Genomic DNA, 17,053 nt, shown 5'->3' with positions numbered 1-17,053 from the left:
TGAGGAAGACTAAATGACAACAACCAATGATTCATTGATGGTACGTCGCCAAGCCGCGGTTGCGGGTGGTGTCGGGCAAATACACCCTATTTTTACTGCGCGCGCTGAAAATGCGACCGTGTGGGATGTTGAAGGCCGTGAGTTTATTGATTTTGCGGGCGGCATTGCCGTGCTCAATACTGGTCATCTTCACCCTAAGGTCAAGGCGGCGGTTGCGGCGCAGCTGGATAATTTCTCCCATACCTGTTTTATGGTGCTCGGTTACGAGAGCTATATCCAAGTGTGTGAAAAACTTAATCACTTAGTGCCAGGGGATTTTGCTAAGAAGACAGCATTATTCACCAGCGGCTCAGAAGCGGTTGAAAACGCGGTTAAAGTGGCTCGCGCCTACACTAAACGTGCTGGCGTGATTGCCTTTACCTCGGGTTACCATGGTCGCACTATCGCGGCCTTGGCACTGACAGGAAAAGTTGCACCTTACAGTAAGGGCATGGGGCTGATGTCGGCTAATGTGTTCCGTGCCGAGTTCCCCTGCGAGATGCACGGCGTGTCCGATGACGATGCTATGGCTTCCATCGAACGTATCTTTAAAAATGATGCCGAGCCGAGTGATATTGCCGCCATTATTTTAGAACCTGTGCAGGGCGAGGGCGGTTTCTACGCCGCATCGCCCGCCTTTATGCAGCGTTTGCGGGCACTGTGCGACCGCGAAGGCATTATGTTGATTGCCGATGAAGTGCAAACGGGCGCGGGCCGTACTGGTACTTTCTTCGCCATGGAGCAAATGGGTGTTGCTGCGGATATCACGACCTTTGCTAAATCCATTGCGGGCGGTTTCCCACTTTCTGGCATTACTGGTCGCGCCGAGGTGATGGATGCAATTGGCCCCGGAGGCTTAGGTGGCACCTATGGCGGCAGTCCGTTAGCCTGCGCCGCTGCGCTCGCCGTTATCGAAGTGTTTGAAGAAGAAAAGCTTTTAGAAAGAGCCAATGCCATAGGTGCACGCATTAAGTCTGCACTGAATGTGATGCAGGTAGAGCATCCGCAAATCGCCGACGTGCGCGGTTTAGGTGCCATGATCGCCATCGAACTGATGGAAGAGGGCAAACCCGCGCCAAACGCTTGTGCAAAAGTGTTGAGTGATGCCCGTGACCGTGGATTGATTTTATTGTCCTGCGGCACTTACGGTAATGTGCTGCGTATTTTGGTGCCATTAACCGCGCCGGACGCACAAATTGATGCAGGGCTTGGTATTCTTAAAGCCAGTTTCGATGCGGTATTGAAAAGTTAATGCGGTTTTGATTTGAAATTTGTTTTAGATGAAAGTTATACATAATAAAAATCCCGCTTCCGCGGGATTTTTTATGGGAGTGACGATTATTTTACTAGCAGTTGTTTTACCAGCCATTTTTTACTGGCAGTTATGCTACTGCCAATGACTTTCAGTACCTGTGACGTCTAATGAATCACTACTTTTTAATATCCATTAGGATCTGCAGTGCTCTTTGGCGTTTATCGAGATCGTATAAGTCGTTGGTGAAGATAAACTCATTCACGCCGAGTTCTTTGGTGATCATTTCCAAGCGATGCTTAATAGTCGTTGGACCGCCAGTGACAGATAAACCTAAGAAATTATCGACATAGGTTTCTTCTTGCGCACTCCACAAGCCATCCATAGTTTCAACCGGTGGCTTTAACCATAACTCGTGACCACGGATAAGCGCTAACACGCGCTGTTTCGAGGTCGTACCCAAATATTGGGCCTCTTCATCGCTGTCTGCTGCAACTAGTGGCAAACCTAACATAACATAGGGTTTATCAAGCACTTGAGAAGGCTTAAAGTCGCGACGATAGATTTCAATTGCATCGTAGAGAAAACGTGGTGCAAAGTGGCCTGCAAACACATAGGGCAAACCGCGCTGCGCCGCTAACTGTGCGCTAAAGAGGCTTGAGCCTAACAGCCAAATAGGCACATTGGTGCCTTCTCCGGGAATGGCTCGCACCGCATGGCGACCATTGTAAGGGCCAAGTAGAGTTTGTAATTCACTGATTTCTTCAGGGAATTGTTCGGCGCGACTGGTATCACGGTTCAGTGCTCGGCTGGTGATTTGATCGCTGCCCGGCGCGCGTCCCAGACCTAAATCGATTCGACCGGGATAGAGGCTTTCAAGGGTGCCGAATTGTTCTGCGACCACTAGCGGCGCGTGATTCGGCAGCATAATTCCACCCGCGCCGACGCGAATACGCTCGGTATTACCCGCTATATAGCCAATTAATACCGAGGTCGCGGCGCTGGCGATACCTGGCATATTGTGGTGTTCGGCAAACCAGAAACGATTAAAGCCGAGTCGATCGGCTTCCTTGGCATACTGCAAACTGTTGTGTAGCGTTTCACCCACGGTTGAGCCTTGGCGCATGGGCGCGAGTTCCAATAGCGAGAAGGGAATGTCGGCCAATATTGATGTCTGTTGTGACATAGTGTCTCCAAGTGACTGCAGTCTGTTGCTCATAAATCTGTTTTGATCATAAATCTATTTTGATCATAGTGTGATGGCGGCGCTGGGCTCATTGCGAGTGAATAAGTCTTATCAAATAACGCGCATAAATAGATGTTTAATTAATCTACTCTGATATGGGGTTAAGGGAGTCGTTTATCAAGCTTGACCACTATTCGATGTTGTAAAGTCATTGTGGTTCGAGGATGGAGAATGTAGAACTGACGAACGTATTGTCAGCAACCCAGCGCTAAACCAGTAGCAGTGGGATTGTGTGACTTTTGCTAAAGCTCATTTGGTTATGAGTTGCAACATAAGGGTATAAACGCAGATGAGTGAAGTGATAAAAAACTGCCGATAGCATGGCTTATCGGCAGTTGATTTTATGCAATAGAGATTGTTAAGTTGAGCATTACTGCTCGGCTTTTACATCACGTAGCGATGCCGCGGCACTGTCATCACCAATACTGCTATGTGAATGGTGCGTTTCAGTCAGGCGGCGCATCAGAGGTAATACCGCAAGCGCGATAAAAGTACAGACCACAGCGGCTATGCCCAGCTTGTTAAATAGGCTGGTATACACGGGTAAGGTTTGCAGTGGATCGACTAAATCCTTTGGCACACTGGCGAAGTTAGCCACTACGCCACCCAGATACTGGGAAATACCTGATGCTACAAAATAGGCGCCCATCATAAAGCCACCCATGCGCGCAGGTACGTAGCGGGCAATCATCGCAAGGCCAAGACCACTGACCAGCAATTCACCTAAAGAGTAAGATGCATAGCCCCAGATCATGATCCATGAAGAGGTTTTACCATTGACGGCAAATTGGCCCGCAAAGCCATAGATAAAGAAACCGATAGCCACGACTGCAAAACCGAGCGCGAACTTAGCTGCGATAGAGAAATCTTTATTATTTCGCCCCGCCCATGAATAACTCCAAGCGAGTACAGGACTTAATACCATAATCCATAATGGATTTAATGCTTGGAACTGGGCGGGTGACCAAGTCCACAAATGAGTACCAAAGACTTGGAAATCCCAATCCACGTTACGCAGGGCAAATAGCGCCAGTGACGTTGACATTTGCTGATAGAAAATAAAAAAGAACACGGTTTGCACTGTCAAAATAAGCGCAGCAATCAATCCTGCTCGTTCGCTGGGCTCGCTAGTGCGGATCAAGTGGAAGAAAATAGCCAATACTGCAATACCTGCGGCATACACAAATATGCGCGCAACCGCTTCATATTCAAGGATAATGGCCGAGGCGACAACAGATAATGCCGATAGCACTAATACCAGCGCGAGACTCTTCTTGTTTACAGGGCGAGTATCAGGCTCAGAACCATAATGGGCTAAACTCTTGCGCATTAGCGCATAGTTGCCTAAACCGACCAGCAAGCCGACGCAGCACACCGCAAAGGCTGCGTGCCAGCCATATTCATTGCCATATTGAGCATTAACGTAATCTTTAATCCATGGGGTTAACAGCATGGAGAAGGTAGAGCCTACGTTGACCGCCATGTAATAAATGGTAAATGCACTGTCAATTTTAGAATCGTCACCTTCGTAGATTTTTCGGACTAAGTTACCCGCATTCGGTTTGAACAGGCCGTTACCGACCACAATCACACCAAGCGCTGAAAACATAAACCAAGTGTTTTCGGTGGGAACAGTCATTAGTGCATAACCAAGGGATAGAATACCTGCACCGAGCAGCATAGTGCGCTTAGTACCAAGGATTTTATCTCCAACCCAACCGCCGATCGCTGGTGATACATAGATAAGCGCCGCACAGGCACTCCAGACTAAATTTGCCCGAGAGTCATCAAAGCCAAGACGCTGCACCATAAAGTACACGATAAGCGCTTGCATGCCGTAATAACCAAAGCGTTCCCATAATTCGATAAGAGACACAGTCATAAATGAATGCGTTTTACTTACCGGAGCTGTCCCAATAGTCATATCGCTTGCTTCCAACATTGTTATTTTAATATTTGAGCTCAAAAGTATAAGGCGATAACCAAAGCAAACCAATGGCAGAGACTGGCAAAAACAGACTTTGTTACAAATCAGTTCGTACACTTTAAGTTAAGATTAATCAATAGATGGGCTGATTTGAGCGAAGTTGTTAGCCATTGCGGTATTATTTTTTTGTCATCACACTAAAGTTTTACTTATTATCAACTAATATTTATCTTAAGTGCTGGTAATACCTATGGTGGGTGCTATTTTTATGGGAAGTTAATCAATATAAAAATAAATTAGATCGAAATAATTGCCCTATTGTCGTTCCCTTGGGAGTTTAGCTAGATGAAGCATTTATCCATTAGTACTAAGTTGTTGTGGATCACTTCAGCGTTGTTCTTATCAATAGTCTCTATCTTGTCCTTGAGTCTCTGGTGGACCTTATCAGAGCAAAATTCTCAATTATCTGACCAAGTGCAGAATTATCTCCAGAATGAAACCCGCGATAAGCTTGAGGCTCGTGCGGGTGAATATGGTGAAATGGTAGCGGGTTTTATTAATGAGTCTTATCGGATCCCATATTCTTTTACGGGAATGCTTGAAAGTACCGCAGAAGAGTTACCGTTAAAGCGTGATCGCTTAGAACTTTCTGTTGCTGCCGTGCTGAAGAAAAATGCGCAAACATCCTCCATGTACGCTCAATTTGAACCCAACGGCTATGATGGGCTCGATAGTGAGTTTTTAAATGTTCAAGCCAGTCACAGCGTTGCTTCATCGGGCGTGCTAGAAATTTATTATACTCGCAACGATGATGGTAGCGTTGTTCACCAGCAAGTTGATGACTCATCAGCGAAATATCTCACTACTGTGAACGAGTTTGGGCTCCGTGATGCCGAGTGGTATCTCTGTGCTAAAGAAACCTTAAAACCGTGTTTGATGGAGCCATATTTATACGAAATTACTCCTGGTAACAATGTGTTAATGACATCACTGACCGTTCCAGTACTTAAATATAAACAGTTTATCGGGGTGGTTGGCGTCGATGTCAATCTACCCGTATTCCAGTCCTTGATTGACACTTTGTCTAAGAGCCTTTACGACGGGCAAGCAAAAGTAACTTTACTCAGTAATCGCGGTTTAGTCGTTGCCGCGAGTCATTACAGTAAGAAGGCTCGACCTTTATCTGAGTCAATCGATCCTCAACTTGCCGCCCAAATTATCTCGCTCCATAAGAATGCTAAGTACATGATGAATCAAGATGAAATCATCGTTGCTTATCCTATTAAAATTCCGCTAGCAAATGCGGAATGGTCACTTGTTATTCAAGTCCCTAAAGTTCAGGCTCTTAAAAGCTCAATTGAACTCGACAAAAATATGAATGAAATGGCAGCTTCTCTTGGCAGCTTGCTGTTAATTGTGGGACTCGTGGTTTCTGTCGTGTCAGTCATCACAATCAGCCTTGTCATTCGTAGCATTATCTCTCCACTCAAAATGATCCAAGGTCGTGTTGAACATTTGGCCAGTGCCGAAGGTGATCTGACTCAATCAATTGAGGTGGATGCGCACGCAGAGCTTATTGCATTAGGTAAAGGATTTAATTCCTTTATCTATAAGTTAAAAAATCTTATTGCGGAGCTAAAAGTACTTGCTAGTCGTACCCAACAAGAGAGCCTATCATCGGCTCAAATTGCCCAACTGACCCGCGATAGCGTTCATCGCCAGTATGGTGAAATTGAGAGTGTGGTGACAGCCGTTAACGAAATGAGTGCAACGGCGCTCGAAGTCGCTAAAGCTTCCGAGCAAACCGCATCTGAAACCGAGGCTATGTCACGTAATATCCGCCGCAGTGAAGAAAGCTTAACTAAGGCGATGGATTATGTGGCGACTATGTCGCAGGAATCCATACAAGCCAAAATGGCCGTGAGTAAAGTGGCTGAAAGCAGCACTAATATCAGCCGTATCCTTGAGGTGATTAGCTCTATCGCGGCACAAACTAATTTACTCGCCTTAAACGCAGCGATTGAGGCGGCAAGGGCGGGAGAACAGGGCCGAGGCTTTGCTGTCGTTGCCGATGAGGTTAGGGCATTAGCATCTAAGACTCAAAGCTCGACCGATGATATTAGTGTGCTGATCGATGCACTGCAAAAAGAAGTGCATAGTGCATCGGGTATCATAGATAAAGGTGCTGAACGTGCGCAAATGGCGGTAGTACAAACTGAACAGGCGCTTGTTTCGTTAAACTCAATGGTTAGCCAAATTGAGGAAATATCAGGGCAGATCACCCATATTGCCGCGGCCGCTGAAGAACAAAGCGCAGTAACGGAAGAAGTGAACCGCAATATCACAGGGATTTCCGATTCGGCATCTGAGCTTGCCCGCCTTGCCGGTGAAGCACAGCAAAGCAGTGTGGTCTTAGCTGACTTAGTGAAACAACAACATGAACAGTTAGGTAAGTTAAAAACTTAATCGGCACTGAGTATTGAAGTAATGGATTTTAGATCTAATAGGTGCTTGGATTGTAATCGAAGTGCCTATTTTTATTGCAGAATGAATAACAGAATAATGTGATAGCGCAGAATAGATATTCCAGTTACAGAAATCGATGAGTGAAGAAGTCATTCTCTGGAGCGATTCAAAAAAGATATTAGACATTTTAGATACAAAAAAGCCCATTTAATCAATGGGCTTTTTCGTTAAATAATTGGTGGCCCCTCACGGACTTGAACCGTGGACCTAACGATTATGAGTCGTGTGCTCTAACCAACTGAGCTAAGGGGCCGACTTAAGGTAATCGTCATTACCTAAAGCGGGTGGAAGTATACTAAGCTTACTTGCGCTTGTCACCCGTGTTTTAGAGCGAAATTCACGCAATTGATTCAATTGGTTATCTGTTAATCAACTCAGTTGACTATAAAGGTTAAATCAGGCCTTAAATCACCTGTCCGGCATGACTTTAACTATTTAACGGTTTGTTTAGAATCGAGCTATAACGAATGTTAATGCTTATGTAATAAAAAGCCCTGCACGGGGGCAGGGCTTGTTTGTCAGGTAGCTTGATTACTCATCTAAGAAAGATTTCAAGATCTCAGAGCGTGAAGGGTGGCGCAGTTTACGCAGTGCTTTAGCTTCAATCTGACGAATACGTTCACGGGTTACGTCGAACTGTTTACCCACTTCTTCAAGTGTGTGGTCAGTATTCATATCGATACCAAAACGCATACGTAATACTTTGGCTTCACGGGCTGTTAAGCCTGCGAGCACTTCATGGGTTGCACTCTTCAAACTTTCGCTGGTGGCGCTATCAAGCGGCAACTCGAGGGTGGTATCCTCGATAAAATCACCTAAATGCGAATCTTCATCATCACCGATAGGGGTTTCCATGGAGATAGGTTCTTTAGCGATTTTCAGCACTTTGCGGATCTTATCTTCAGGCATCATCATACGTTCTGCCAGTTCTTCAGGTGATGGCTCACGGCCCATTTCCTGAAGCATTTGACGAGAAATACGGTTCAGCTTGTTGATCGTTTCGATCATATGTACTGGAATACGGATCGTACGCGCTTGGTCGGCGATAGAACGGGTAATCGCCTGACGGATCCACCAAGTTGCATAGGTCGAAAATTTGTAGCCACGGCGGTATTCGAACTTATCCACGGCTTTCATCAGACCGATGTTACCTTCTTGGATGAGATCTAAGAATTGTAAACCGCGGTTGGTATATTTCTTCGCGATAGAAATTACCAGACGTAAGTTGGCCTCAACCATTTCTTTTTTCGCACGGCGGGCTTTAGCTTCACCGATTGACATGCGACGGTTGATATCTTTGATTGCTGAAATAGCTAAGCCAGTTTCTTCTTCAACAGCGGCAAGCTTGGTACGGCAACGCAGTACATCTTCCTCAACCATTCTTAGGCCTTCGGCGTAAGGTTTATTCGAGGCTTTTTCTGTATGGAACCAATCGAGGTTGGTTTCATTACCAGTGAAAAACTTAACAAAGTTTTTCTTCGGCATTTTAGCTTGCTCAACACAAAGCTTCATCGCCAGACGTTCTTGCACGCGCACGCGGTCCATCATAGAACGCATGCTTTTCACTAAACGGTCAAATTGTTTAGGGACTAAACGGAATTCTTTGAAGATTTCGCCGATTTCAAACAGCGCTTTGACCGACTCAGGATGCTCACGGCCTTTAGCGTCGATGATTTTCAGTGCGCTTTCATAAGCGGCTCTTAGTTGACTAAAGCGTTCGCGGGCTTCTTCAGGATCTGGGCCTTTGTTGGCATCATCTTCTTCATCCGCGTCTTCATCTTCTTCATCTTCATCGTCTTCATCATCCAGCTCTTCTTCAGATAATTCAGAGCCGATATGCGTCGCAGTTGGTGCTACGTCGTCTTCATCCGGGTTGACAAATCCAGAGATAATATCAGACAGGCGCAGTTCATCGGCTTCGAATTGGTCGAATTGTTCAAGGATCATGGCGATCGCTTGTGGGTATTCGGCGACAGAGCTTTGAACTGTATTGATGCCTTCTTCGATGCGTTTGGCGATAACAATTTCGCCTTCACGGGTAAGTAGCTCAACCGTTCCCATTTCACGCATATACATACGTACAGGGTCGGTTGTGCGGCCAAGCTCACTTTCTACTGTGGCTAGGGCTGCTGCGGCTTCTTCTGCGGCATCTTCGTCTGTGTTGTCTTCCGACATCATCATGTCATCGGCATCGGGGGCTTCTTCAAATACCCGGATACCCATGTCATTTATCATCTGGATAATATCTTCGATCTGGTCAGAATCGACCATGTCTGCAGGTAAGTGATCGTTCACTTCTGCATAGGTTAAGTAACCTTGCTCTTTACCTTTGGCAAGCAACAGCTTGAGTTGCGACTGCGGAGTATGATCCATAGATATCATCCAAGTTGGGAAACTGTTACAACGACGGACAGTTAGCTTAATAAGCTTAAGTGCCGCGCAAATCGTCAATTATAGCCGTGTGCACATGTCTGTGCTAGTCACTGGGATAGCGAATGAGGACATTTTTGCCTCAGTTTAATCCTTTCATGACTGAGATCAGCTTCTGTAGCTGTATCTTTTCTTCTTTTGTATGAGCCTGTTTGAGACTCAATTCCTGGTATCGTTGCTCAATATATTGATTGTTCAACCAAACTAGGGTTTGTTTAAACTTTTCGAGCAGGTTTTCATCCGCCACTTGATGGTCCCATTGGGCCAATTTATGGAGCGTCCCACTGTGGGGATTATCTCTGAATTGTTCAAGTAGTTGTGCGCTGTTTAACCTTTGCTCTCGAGTTAAATCCAACAGCAGTGGCAGCAAATCAATGCCTGGCATCTGCAGGTGGTTAAGTGCGGGTTGTGGGGGTAAACCCAGTCCCAGCTGAGGATGTTGTACTAGCAGTGCGATGGCGAGTCGCAATGGTGTACCACGTCCTTTTAATCCTTGTTTCGCCATTGTTTTAGTTTGTTTGACACTAAAACCTAGCTTTTTCTTCATATCTTCTGAGCTGTTCATACCAAGCTTGTGAGCTAAGTTCTCAAGTAGTAGGTTTTGCAGCACAGTATCTTGAATCTTTTCAATCAAAATAAAGGCTTGTTTCGCTAAATTGCCTTTATCGGTACCGTATTTAGTCGCTAAGGTATCAAATAGAAACTCGGGTAGTGCTATTGCACTGCCCATTAAGGTTTCAAATGCTTCTTTACCAATCTTACGCACCATAGAATCAGGATCTTCGGCCTGAGGCAGGAACATAAATCGCACTTGATCGCCCGGCTTTAATAATGGCAATGCTGTTTCTAAGGCGCGCCAAGCGGCCTCAGTGCCCGCTCTATCACCATCATAACAACAGACCACTTCCTTAGCGCTACGTAGTAATAGCTGAAATTGCTCTGCTGTGGTTGAAGTGCCCAGTGAAGCGACCGCATAATCGATACCAAATTGCGCGAGTGCGACCACATCCATATAACCTTCGACGATCAAAACCTTGTCAGGATCGCGATGGCGCTGCTTTAGCTCGTATAAACCATAGAGCTCATTACCCTTATGAAATATGGGCGTTTCTGGCGAATTCAAGTATTTGGGTGTGCCATCACCTAAAACTCTGCCACCAAAACCAATGACTCGTCCGCGTCGATCGCGGATAGGAAACATCAGTCGGTCACGGAATCTGTCGTAACGTTTGCCACTGTCGTTGCTGATGAGCATGCCAGCGGTCAGCAGTTTATCCTGCGCATCTTGGTTCTGACGGTAGCGGCTCAGTAAGCCATCCCAACCGTCTGGTGCAAAACCAATACCAAAATGCTCTACTACATCATCGGATAAGCCGCGATAGGCGAGGTAATCGATAACTTTTTGTTTATCTTGGTGTTGTCTAAGTTGGGTTTGAAAGTAACGACTCGCTTCTTCCATTAGTTGGTATAAGTCGCGACTTAAACCATCATCATGGCGTTTGCCGGTACCTTGTTCTCTTGGAACTTCTAATCCAAGTTGTCCGGCCAGATCTTCGATGGCATCAATAAAATCGAGTCGATCATATTCCATTACAAAATCGATGGCATTGCCGTGGGCACCGCAGCCAAAGCAATGATAGAACTGTTTGTCACGGCTAACGGTAAACGAAGGTGATTTTTCGCTATGAAAAGGACAACAGGCCGAGTAGTTCTTACCCGCCTTTTTCAAGGGCACCTTACGATCGATTAGCTCGACGATGTCGGTGCGAGCGATCAGCTCATTGATAAAATCACGAGGTATTGCCATTAAGTGCTTAAAATCTCGCCTAAAGCGAATTTAAACAAACAAGCCGCGCATAGGCACGGCTTGTTCATACATTGAAACGCTAATTATTGCAATTTTGCACGGATCATAGCGCCGATAGCGCCCATGTCTGCACGTCCTTGAACTTTAGGTTTTAATGCTCCCATTACTTTGCCCATATCCGCCATGGTGGATGCACCTATTTCAACAATAGCTGCATCGATGAACGCTGCGACTTCCGCCTCTGAGAGGGGAGTTGGCAGGAAAGTTTCAATAACTTGAATCTCTGCTGCTTCCGCTTCGGCCAACTCGTTACGTCCAGCTGCTTCAAATTGAGCAATCGAATCGCGACGTTGTTTCACCATTTTGGTTAAGACCGCTATAACCTGTTCATCAGTCAGAGATTCGCGGGTGTCCACTTCAATCTGTTTGATGGCGGCTAACGCCATACGAATAGTTCCCAATCTCGCCTTCTCTTTGACGATCATGGCTTGTTTCATATGGTCTTTTAGCTGATCAATTAGGCTCATAAGAGATTAGTATAAACGTACGCGACGTGCGTTTTCGCGAGAAAGCTTTTTAGCTAAACGTTTAACTGCAGCCGCTTTTGCGCGCTTACGTGCAGTAGTTGGCTTCTCGTAGAATTCACGAGCACGCACGTCGGCTAAAATACCAGCTTTTTCACAAGAGCGCTTGAAACGACGCAGAGCTACGTCGAATGGTTCGTTTTCACGTACTTTAATAATTGGCATACGCCATCACCCCTTAGGTGTAGGTTGTTCTGGTTCAATCACTCGAACCAAGTCTATTTAAAATGGTGCGGAATTTTATACCGAGACTACATGGCTTGTAAAGCCCTAATACTGAGTTCAACTTTCTGGCTGATGAATAAGATAAGAAGTCTACGACTGGAGTAATTGTCAGCATGCAGGTAGAATTAGCGCCCTTTGGTTATTTTTGATGAGGCACCATGCGGGTTTTAGGTATTGAGACATCCTGTGATGAGACAGGCATTGCCGTCTATGACGATGAGCTTGGGTTACTATCCCATGCTTTATATAGCCAAGTTAAGTTGCATGCCGATTATGGTGGAGTAGTACCTGAGTTAGCCTCCCGCGACCATGTACGTAAAATTGTGCCGCTTATTCGCCAAGCCCTAAAAAATGCCAATACTAGAATCGCCGATTTAGATGGTATTGCCTACACTAAAGGCCCCGGTTTAATTGGTGCTCTCTTGGTTGGAGCTTGCGTTGGGCGCTCGCTCGCTTTTGCTTGGGATAAGCCAGCTATTGGTGTGCACCATATGGAAGGACACCTTCTCGCCCCTATGCTCGAAGAGGATGCGCCTGAGTTTCCCTTTGTTGCTTTATTAGTTTCAGGTGGTCATTCCATGCTGGTTAAAGTCGATGGTATCGGTCTTTATGAAGTCTTGGGCGAGTCTGTGGATGATGCTGCGGGTGAAGCTTTTGATAAAACGGCTAAATTGATGGGCTTAGATTATCCGGGAGGCCCGCGCTTAGCAAAACTTGCCGCCAAAGGCTTACCTGCAGGCTATAAGTTTCCGCGTCCAATGACGGATAGACCCGGTCTTGATTTTAGTTTTTCCGGCCTAAAGACATTTACGGCCAATACCATAGCCGCAGAACCTGATGATGAGCAGACTCGCGCCAATATTGCTCGCGCCTTTGAAGAAGCTGTGGTTGATACTTTAGCGATTAAATGTCGCCGTGCCTTAAAGCAGACGGGTTATAACCGTTTGGTGATCGCTGGTGGAGTGAGTGCGAATACTCGCTTACGGGAAACGCTAGCTGAAGTGATGACTTCAATCGGTGGGAAAGTTTATTACCCCCGAGGAGAGTTTTGTACCGACAATGGCGCTATGATTGCTTACGCGGGGTTACAGCGTTTAAAGGCGGGACAGCGTGAAGATCTCGCGGTAAAAGGTCAACCAAGATGGCCGCTAGATACTTTACCGCCGCTGACCTAATCGCCTTGATGAAACGTCATATTTTCTAAAAAGAAACTGCGCCTTGAGCGCAGTTTTTCTTTTATAGGTCTACGATTTTGATTAAGGATTTTTAGGACGTTTTTTACGCGATACCTTTGACTCTTCGCCTTTGAGTAGTCGCTGGATGTTCTCTTTATGGCGGATAATAATAAGCGCGGATAACATCGCCACGGGAATGGTAAATCGTTCGTCTAGCCACCAAGTATAAAGAGGGGCGAGTAGGGCCGTAATTATGGCGGCGAGGGATGAGTAGCGACTGATTAACAATAACACCACCCACGAAGCCATAAGGCAGATGGCAAGGTCATCGCCAATGGGCGCCATGGCCCCAAAGGCTGTCGCGACTCCTTTACCGCCTTTAAAACCAAAAAAGATGGGATAGATATGGCCAAGACATGCCGCTATGGCGATAAGGCCAAGGGAGATGGCATCAATACCCATTAAATAAGCAATATACGTGGGCAGCGCGCCTTTAAGCATATCGAAAAATAGCACCATGGCAGCCGAACTTGCACCGCCGATACGCAGCACGTTCGTCGCTCCTGGGTTCCCAGAACCTTCGGATCTTGGGTCTGGTAGACCTCTCATCCTACATACCAGCACAGCACTCGAGACAGAACCTGCCAAATAGGCGGACACAATCATCAAAAGTGTCAGTGTTAATTGACTCACATTGGTTTCCTTACGCGTCTTAAGGTATTATCGCGCAACAATTTAATAAGCCTGTTTGGCTTGTATATTCAGTCATAGGCTAAAGCGATAACTCCGCAGTCGAAAGCAGAGGTCATTTCTGAACGAACAAATCCTTTTAGGACGTTATCCTACTTCGGATTTGCTCGAGTAGAAAGTAAATTAGTTATCTCTCAGAACATTGCGAATTATACAGGCTTAATCACGCTTAGCTTATCAGACCTCATAGTCATAAGTTAGTTGGAGACAATATGGATAAGGTGCTTATACGACAATTACGAGTTGATACTGTGATTGGTGTCTATGAGTGGGAGAAGAAAATCCAGCAGAGCTTATTTTTAGATTTAGATATGGCTTGGGATAACAAAGCGGCAGCGGCAAGTGATGATTACCAGTTTGCGCTGTGTTATGAAACTGTATCTAAACGGATTACCCAACTTATTACTGAGCAGCCCATCGAACTTATTGAAACCGTTGCAGAACGCGTTGCCGACTGTTTAATTAGCGAGTTTAATGTGGCTTGGGTCAAAGTGGTGGTGATGAAACCCGGTGCTGTTGCTACGGCAGCCTCTGTCGGGGTTGAAATTGAGCGTTCACGTTAACTCTTATTACTAGAGATTATTCAGTAATGTTCAATGAATAATAGTGACGAGTGATAGTCGTTTAAAGACGATTCGGACAACAGCATGGCATGTATTTACATTAGTTTAGGTAGTAATATTGAGCCCACTAGGCATCTGCAGGCAGGGTTACAGTCACTCAGAGAATGCTTTGGCCCGCTAAGGCTTTCTTCCATGTATGAGAGTGAAGCAGTTGGGTTTAGTGGCACAAATTTTTTAAATATGGTGGCAAGTGCTGAAACCGATTTGAATATCGCAGCGGTAGTTGCGCAGTTTAAGCAAATCGAGCAAAATCACGGCCGGCTTGTTGGCGCTAAGAAGTTTAGTCCAAGAACATTAGATTTAGACTTGTTACTTTATGATGACATAGTATGCCAAATCCCAGTGGTGTTACCCCGAGCTGAGATAGTCAATAACGCTTTTGTATTGTGGCCTTTAGCGGAGTTAGCTCCGGATCTCGTTCACCCCTTAGTCCAGCAAACCTATGCAACATTGTGGGATGAGTACGATAAAGATGCACAGCGACTTTGGCCTGTGACGTTTGAATGGCCCTCTGGGCTGACGTTTTAATTTATTGATAGGGTTGTCATGGATACGTTTCAGGTAATTATTTTAGCGTTAATTCAAGGGTTAACTGAGTTTCTCCCCATCTCCAGTTCTGCTCATTTAATTTTACCCGCCGAGCTTTTAGGTTGGGAAGATCAAGGATTATCCTTCGATGTGGCCGTAAACACAGGTTCGTTATTTGCTGTCGTGATTTATTTTAGACATGAACTGTGGAACATGTCTAATGCTTGGATTGCCAGTATATTTAAAGGTAAGCATTCGGACGACAGTAAACTTGCTTGGTGGATTATCCTCGCGACACTACCTGCAGTATTTTTTGGTTTTATGGCAAAAGGTTTTATTGAGACCCATTTACGTAGTGCTGAAGTGATTGCTGTTACCACCATCGTTTTTGGTTTATTGCTTTGGTGGGCAGATAAGATGTCACGCCAAGACTTAACCGTTTACCAAACAGGATGGCGTAAGGCGTTGTTGATTGGTTTTGCGCAGGCGCTGGCATTAATCCCTGGCACTTCACGCTCTGGCGCCACTATGACTGCAGCCCTTATGCTTGGATTAAGCCGTGATGCCGCAGCCCGTTTTTCATTCTTAATGTCTGTTCCTGTGAGTTTAGGTGCTGCTATTTTAGTGGGTAAAGACTTATCTGAAAGCTCGCTTCCTATTGATTATCAAGCACTATCCCTAGGAACTGTGGTTTCTTTTGTTGCCGCATATCTTTGCATTCATTATTTCTTGAAAATAATCAGCCGGATAGGGATGACACCTTTCGTTATTTATCGCCTTGTACTTGGTGCTGTATTATGTGGATTTATATTTCTGTAATACCTTATTTGCAATCCTTTTGAAGAATCGGGTCTAGTACCCGATTTTTATATTTTGGGTATTTCCCTTTTTTGGAGCTAACCATGAGTCTTAAATTTCAATGTCCGACATGTGGTCAGTCATTACTACAACATCAATCATCACAAGGCTTTTACTGTACTAATAAACATCATTTCGATAAGAGTGAACAAGGTTATTGGGTTTTCACTAAGCCCCAAAGACAAAAGCCAACGGGAGATTCTCGTCAGCAAGTGCGGGCTAAACGTTTCCTGTTAGAGTCAGGTTTTTTTGCTCCTTTAATTGATAAAATGGCCGCAATGCTAGTGGGTTCATTGCAAAATGATATAAGTCTGTTGGATTACGAGTGTGCCGAGGGTTTCTATTTACGTGCTTTGTCATCAAAGCTGACCGATATTGCAAATGGATTAACTATTCAATACGTGGGTGTAGCGGACGCTGAAAATGCCATATTTTCTGCCGCTAAAGCACAAACACCAGGGATCTTATGTTTGAGCACCTCAAAAGTATTGCCTTTTAGCGATAGTTGTATTGATGTTATTACTGTGATCGATAAACCACTTAAGGGTAAGGAGTCTGTGCGTGTGCTCAAAGAAGATGGGCTGATGCTGTTAGTATTACCTGGAGCTAGGCATTTATGGCAACTGAAACAATATATCTATTCTGATTTGGCCGAAAAGACAGTGCAAATAAATTTACCCTCCGAATTATTGATAAAAGAAACTCAAACACTACGCTTTACCTTGTCAGTCACAGGTGAGCAAGCTTTAACATTATTGGATATGACCCCCTTCGCTTGGCGGGCAACAGATAAGATGAAACATAATATTCAAGCCAGTTACTTTGACTCTCTCGAAATTGATTTTATATTAGTATTGGCACAAAAATGCTTAAGTGAATAGGTATGAGTGAGCTGATTTATACTGCAAGATAATTAAAATAGTGAGGGGTAAAGGGGCGATCGTGTGCAGAGTGTCTACCGATAACTCTGGCATTAGTCTAGGCCATAGATTTAAGGGTATATAGATAAAATTACCTGAATAACAGGCATAAAAAAAGGCTTGGATAGATGCGCTATTCGCTTTCATCACTCCCAAGCCTTTT

At 45.2% G+C, this 17,053-nt stretch carries 14 protein-coding genes and 1 tRNA gene; 7 read left to right on the top strand and 8 right to left on the bottom strand.

Annotated features, from left to right (window positions below; all coding sequences use genetic code 11):
* Positions 1 to 13: 13 nt before the first annotated feature.
* On the top strand, positions 14 to 1,291 hold the full coding sequence (gene gabT / locus L2744_RS13430; protein ID WP_248992380.1) for a 4-aminobutyrate--2-oxoglutarate transaminase: 1,278 nt from the start codon (positions 14 to 16) through the stop codon (positions 1,289 to 1,291).
* Between the two features lie 178 nt (positions 1,292 to 1,469).
* Here the strand turns inward: gabT and L2744_RS13425 are convergent, their stop codons facing one another.
* Positions 1,470 to 2,477: an LLM class flavin-dependent oxidoreductase gene (locus L2744_RS13425; protein WP_248992379.1), complete on the bottom strand. Its 1,008-nt coding sequence runs from the start codon at positions 2,475 to 2,477 to the stop codon at positions 1,470 to 1,472.
* Positions 2,478 to 2,907: 430 nt separating this feature from the next.
* Complete coding sequence (locus L2744_RS13420) at positions 2,908 to 4,461, bottom strand: peptide MFS transporter (RefSeq protein ID WP_248992378.1); 1,554 nt, start codon at positions 4,459 to 4,461, stop codon at positions 2,908 to 2,910.
* Between the two features lie 348 nt (positions 4,462 to 4,809).
* Between L2744_RS13420 and L2744_RS13415 the strand changes: the two genes are divergently transcribed.
* Complete coding sequence (locus L2744_RS13415; RefSeq protein ID WP_248992377.1) at positions 4,810 to 6,930, top strand: methyl-accepting chemotaxis protein; 2,121 nt, start codon at positions 4,810 to 4,812, stop codon at positions 6,928 to 6,930.
* 236 nt (positions 6,931 to 7,166) lie between these two features.
* On the opposite strand, the gene L2744_RS13410 is transcribed toward L2744_RS13415, so the two are convergent.
* The 5 genes from L2744_RS13410 to rpsU form a co-directional block, all read right to left on the bottom strand.
* Positions 7,167 to 7,243, bottom strand: a tRNA-Ile gene (locus tag L2744_RS13410).
* 278 nt (positions 7,244 to 7,521) lie between these two features.
* Positions 7,522 to 9,363 carry an RNA polymerase sigma factor RpoD gene (gene rpoD, locus L2744_RS13405; RefSeq protein WP_248992376.1) on the bottom strand — a complete coding sequence of 614 codons (1,842 nt, stop codon included), beginning with the start codon at positions 9,361 to 9,363 and terminating at the stop codon, positions 7,522 to 7,524.
* Positions 9,364 to 9,502: 139 nt separating this feature from the next.
* Positions 9,503 to 11,227: a DNA primase gene (gene dnaG, locus L2744_RS13400; protein ID WP_248992375.1), complete on the bottom strand. Its 1,725-nt coding sequence runs from the start codon at positions 11,225 to 11,227 to the stop codon at positions 9,503 to 9,505.
* A gap of 83 nt (positions 11,228 to 11,310) precedes the next feature.
* Entirely contained in the window at positions 11,311 to 11,754 is a 444-nt protein-coding gene (locus tag L2744_RS13395) for a GatB/YqeY domain-containing protein (protein ID WP_248992374.1), read from the bottom strand.
* Positions 11,755 to 11,760: 6 nt separating this feature from the next.
* Positions 11,761 to 11,976 (bottom strand): 30S ribosomal protein S21, encoded by a 216-nt coding sequence (gene rpsU, locus L2744_RS13390; RefSeq protein ID WP_006080725.1) that lies wholly within the window; start codon positions 11,974 to 11,976, stop codon positions 11,761 to 11,763.
* A gap of 218 nt (positions 11,977 to 12,194) precedes the next feature.
* Between rpsU and tsaD the strand changes: the two genes are divergently transcribed.
* Entirely contained in the window at positions 12,195 to 13,211 is a 1,017-nt protein-coding gene (tsaD, locus tag L2744_RS13385) for a tRNA (adenosine(37)-N6)-threonylcarbamoyltransferase complex transferase subunit TsaD (protein WP_248992373.1), read from the top strand.
* 81 nt (positions 13,212 to 13,292) lie between these two features.
* On the opposite strand, the gene plsY is transcribed toward tsaD, so the two are convergent.
* Positions 13,293 to 13,904, bottom strand: coding sequence for a glycerol-3-phosphate 1-O-acyltransferase PlsY (gene plsY / locus L2744_RS13380; RefSeq protein ID WP_248992372.1), 612 nt, complete (start codon positions 13,902 to 13,904; stop codon positions 13,293 to 13,295).
* 269 nt (positions 13,905 to 14,173) lie between these two features.
* Between plsY and folB the strand changes: the two genes are divergently transcribed.
* From folB to L2744_RS13360, 4 genes are all read left to right on the top strand, one after another.
* Entirely contained in the window at positions 14,174 to 14,524 is a 351-nt protein-coding gene (folB, locus tag L2744_RS13375; protein ID WP_248992371.1) for a dihydroneopterin aldolase, read from the top strand.
* Between the two features lie 84 nt (positions 14,525 to 14,608).
* Positions 14,609 to 15,112: a 2-amino-4-hydroxy-6-hydroxymethyldihydropteridine diphosphokinase gene (folK, locus tag L2744_RS13370; protein ID WP_248992370.1), complete on the top strand. Its 504-nt coding sequence runs from the start codon at positions 14,609 to 14,611 to the stop codon at positions 15,110 to 15,112.
* Between the two features lie 18 nt (positions 15,113 to 15,130).
* Positions 15,131 to 15,931 carry an undecaprenyl-diphosphate phosphatase gene (locus L2744_RS13365; RefSeq protein ID WP_248992369.1) on the top strand — a complete coding sequence of 267 codons (801 nt, stop codon included), beginning with the start codon at positions 15,131 to 15,133 and terminating at the stop codon, positions 15,929 to 15,931.
* 83 nt (positions 15,932 to 16,014) lie between these two features.
* The gene (locus tag L2744_RS13360; protein ID WP_248992368.1) at positions 16,015 to 16,851 is read left to right on the top strand and encodes a putative RNA methyltransferase; all 837 of its coding nucleotides are present in this window, start codon (positions 16,015 to 16,017) and stop codon (positions 16,849 to 16,851) included.
* The last annotated feature ends 202 nt before the right edge of the window (positions 16,852 to 17,053 follow it).

The sequence above is a fragment of the Shewanella profunda genome, from assembly GCF_023283765.1.
Lineage (GTDB): Bacteria > Pseudomonadota > Gammaproteobacteria > Enterobacterales > Shewanellaceae > Shewanella > Shewanella profunda.
Note: the sequence above shows the minus strand (reverse complement) of the source record. Positions and strands in the feature narration are given on the sequence as shown.

What these genes read in the sequence shown, in the direction of transcription:
- L2744_RS13420 (WP_248992378.1), bottom strand. Translation starts at nt 4,461, where the DNA reads ATGACTATTGGGACAGCTCCGGTAAGTAAAACGCATTCATTTATGACT.
- L2744_RS13395 (WP_248992374.1), bottom strand. Translation starts at nt 11,754, where the DNA reads ATGAGCCTAATTGATCAGCTAAAAGACCATATGAAACAAGCCATGATC.
- gabT (WP_248992380.1), top strand. Translation starts at nt 14, where the DNA reads ATGACAACAACCAATGATTCATTGATGGTACGTCGCCAAGCCGCGGTT.
- L2744_RS13415 (WP_248992377.1), top strand. Translation starts at nt 4,810, where the DNA reads ATGAAGCATTTATCCATTAGTACTAAGTTGTTGTGGATCACTTCAGCG.
- dnaG (WP_248992375.1), bottom strand. Translation starts at nt 11,227, where the DNA reads ATGGCAATACCTCGTGATTTTATCAATGAGCTGATCGCTCGCACCGAC.
- rpoD (WP_248992376.1), bottom strand. Translation starts at nt 9,363, where the DNA reads ATGGATCATACTCCGCAGTCGCAACTCAAGCTGTTGCTTGCCAAAGGT.
- tsaD (WP_248992373.1), top strand. Translation starts at nt 12,195, where the DNA reads ATGCGGGTTTTAGGTATTGAGACATCCTGTGATGAGACAGGCATTGCC.
- rpsU (WP_006080725.1), bottom strand. Translation starts at nt 11,976, where the DNA reads ATGCCAATTATTAAAGTACGTGAAAACGAACCATTCGACGTAGCTCTG.
- L2744_RS13360 (WP_248992368.1), top strand. Translation starts at nt 16,015, where the DNA reads ATGAGTCTTAAATTTCAATGTCCGACATGTGGTCAGTCATTACTACAA.
- folB (WP_248992371.1), top strand. Translation starts at nt 14,174, where the DNA reads ATGGATAAGGTGCTTATACGACAATTACGAGTTGATACTGTGATTGGT.
- L2744_RS13425 (WP_248992379.1), bottom strand. Translation starts at nt 2,477, where the DNA reads ATGTCACAACAGACATCAATATTGGCCGACATTCCCTTCTCGCTATTG.
- folK (WP_248992370.1), top strand. Translation starts at nt 14,609, where the DNA reads ATGGCATGTATTTACATTAGTTTAGGTAGTAATATTGAGCCCACTAGG.
- L2744_RS13365 (WP_248992369.1), top strand. Translation starts at nt 15,131, where the DNA reads ATGGATACGTTTCAGGTAATTATTTTAGCGTTAATTCAAGGGTTAACT.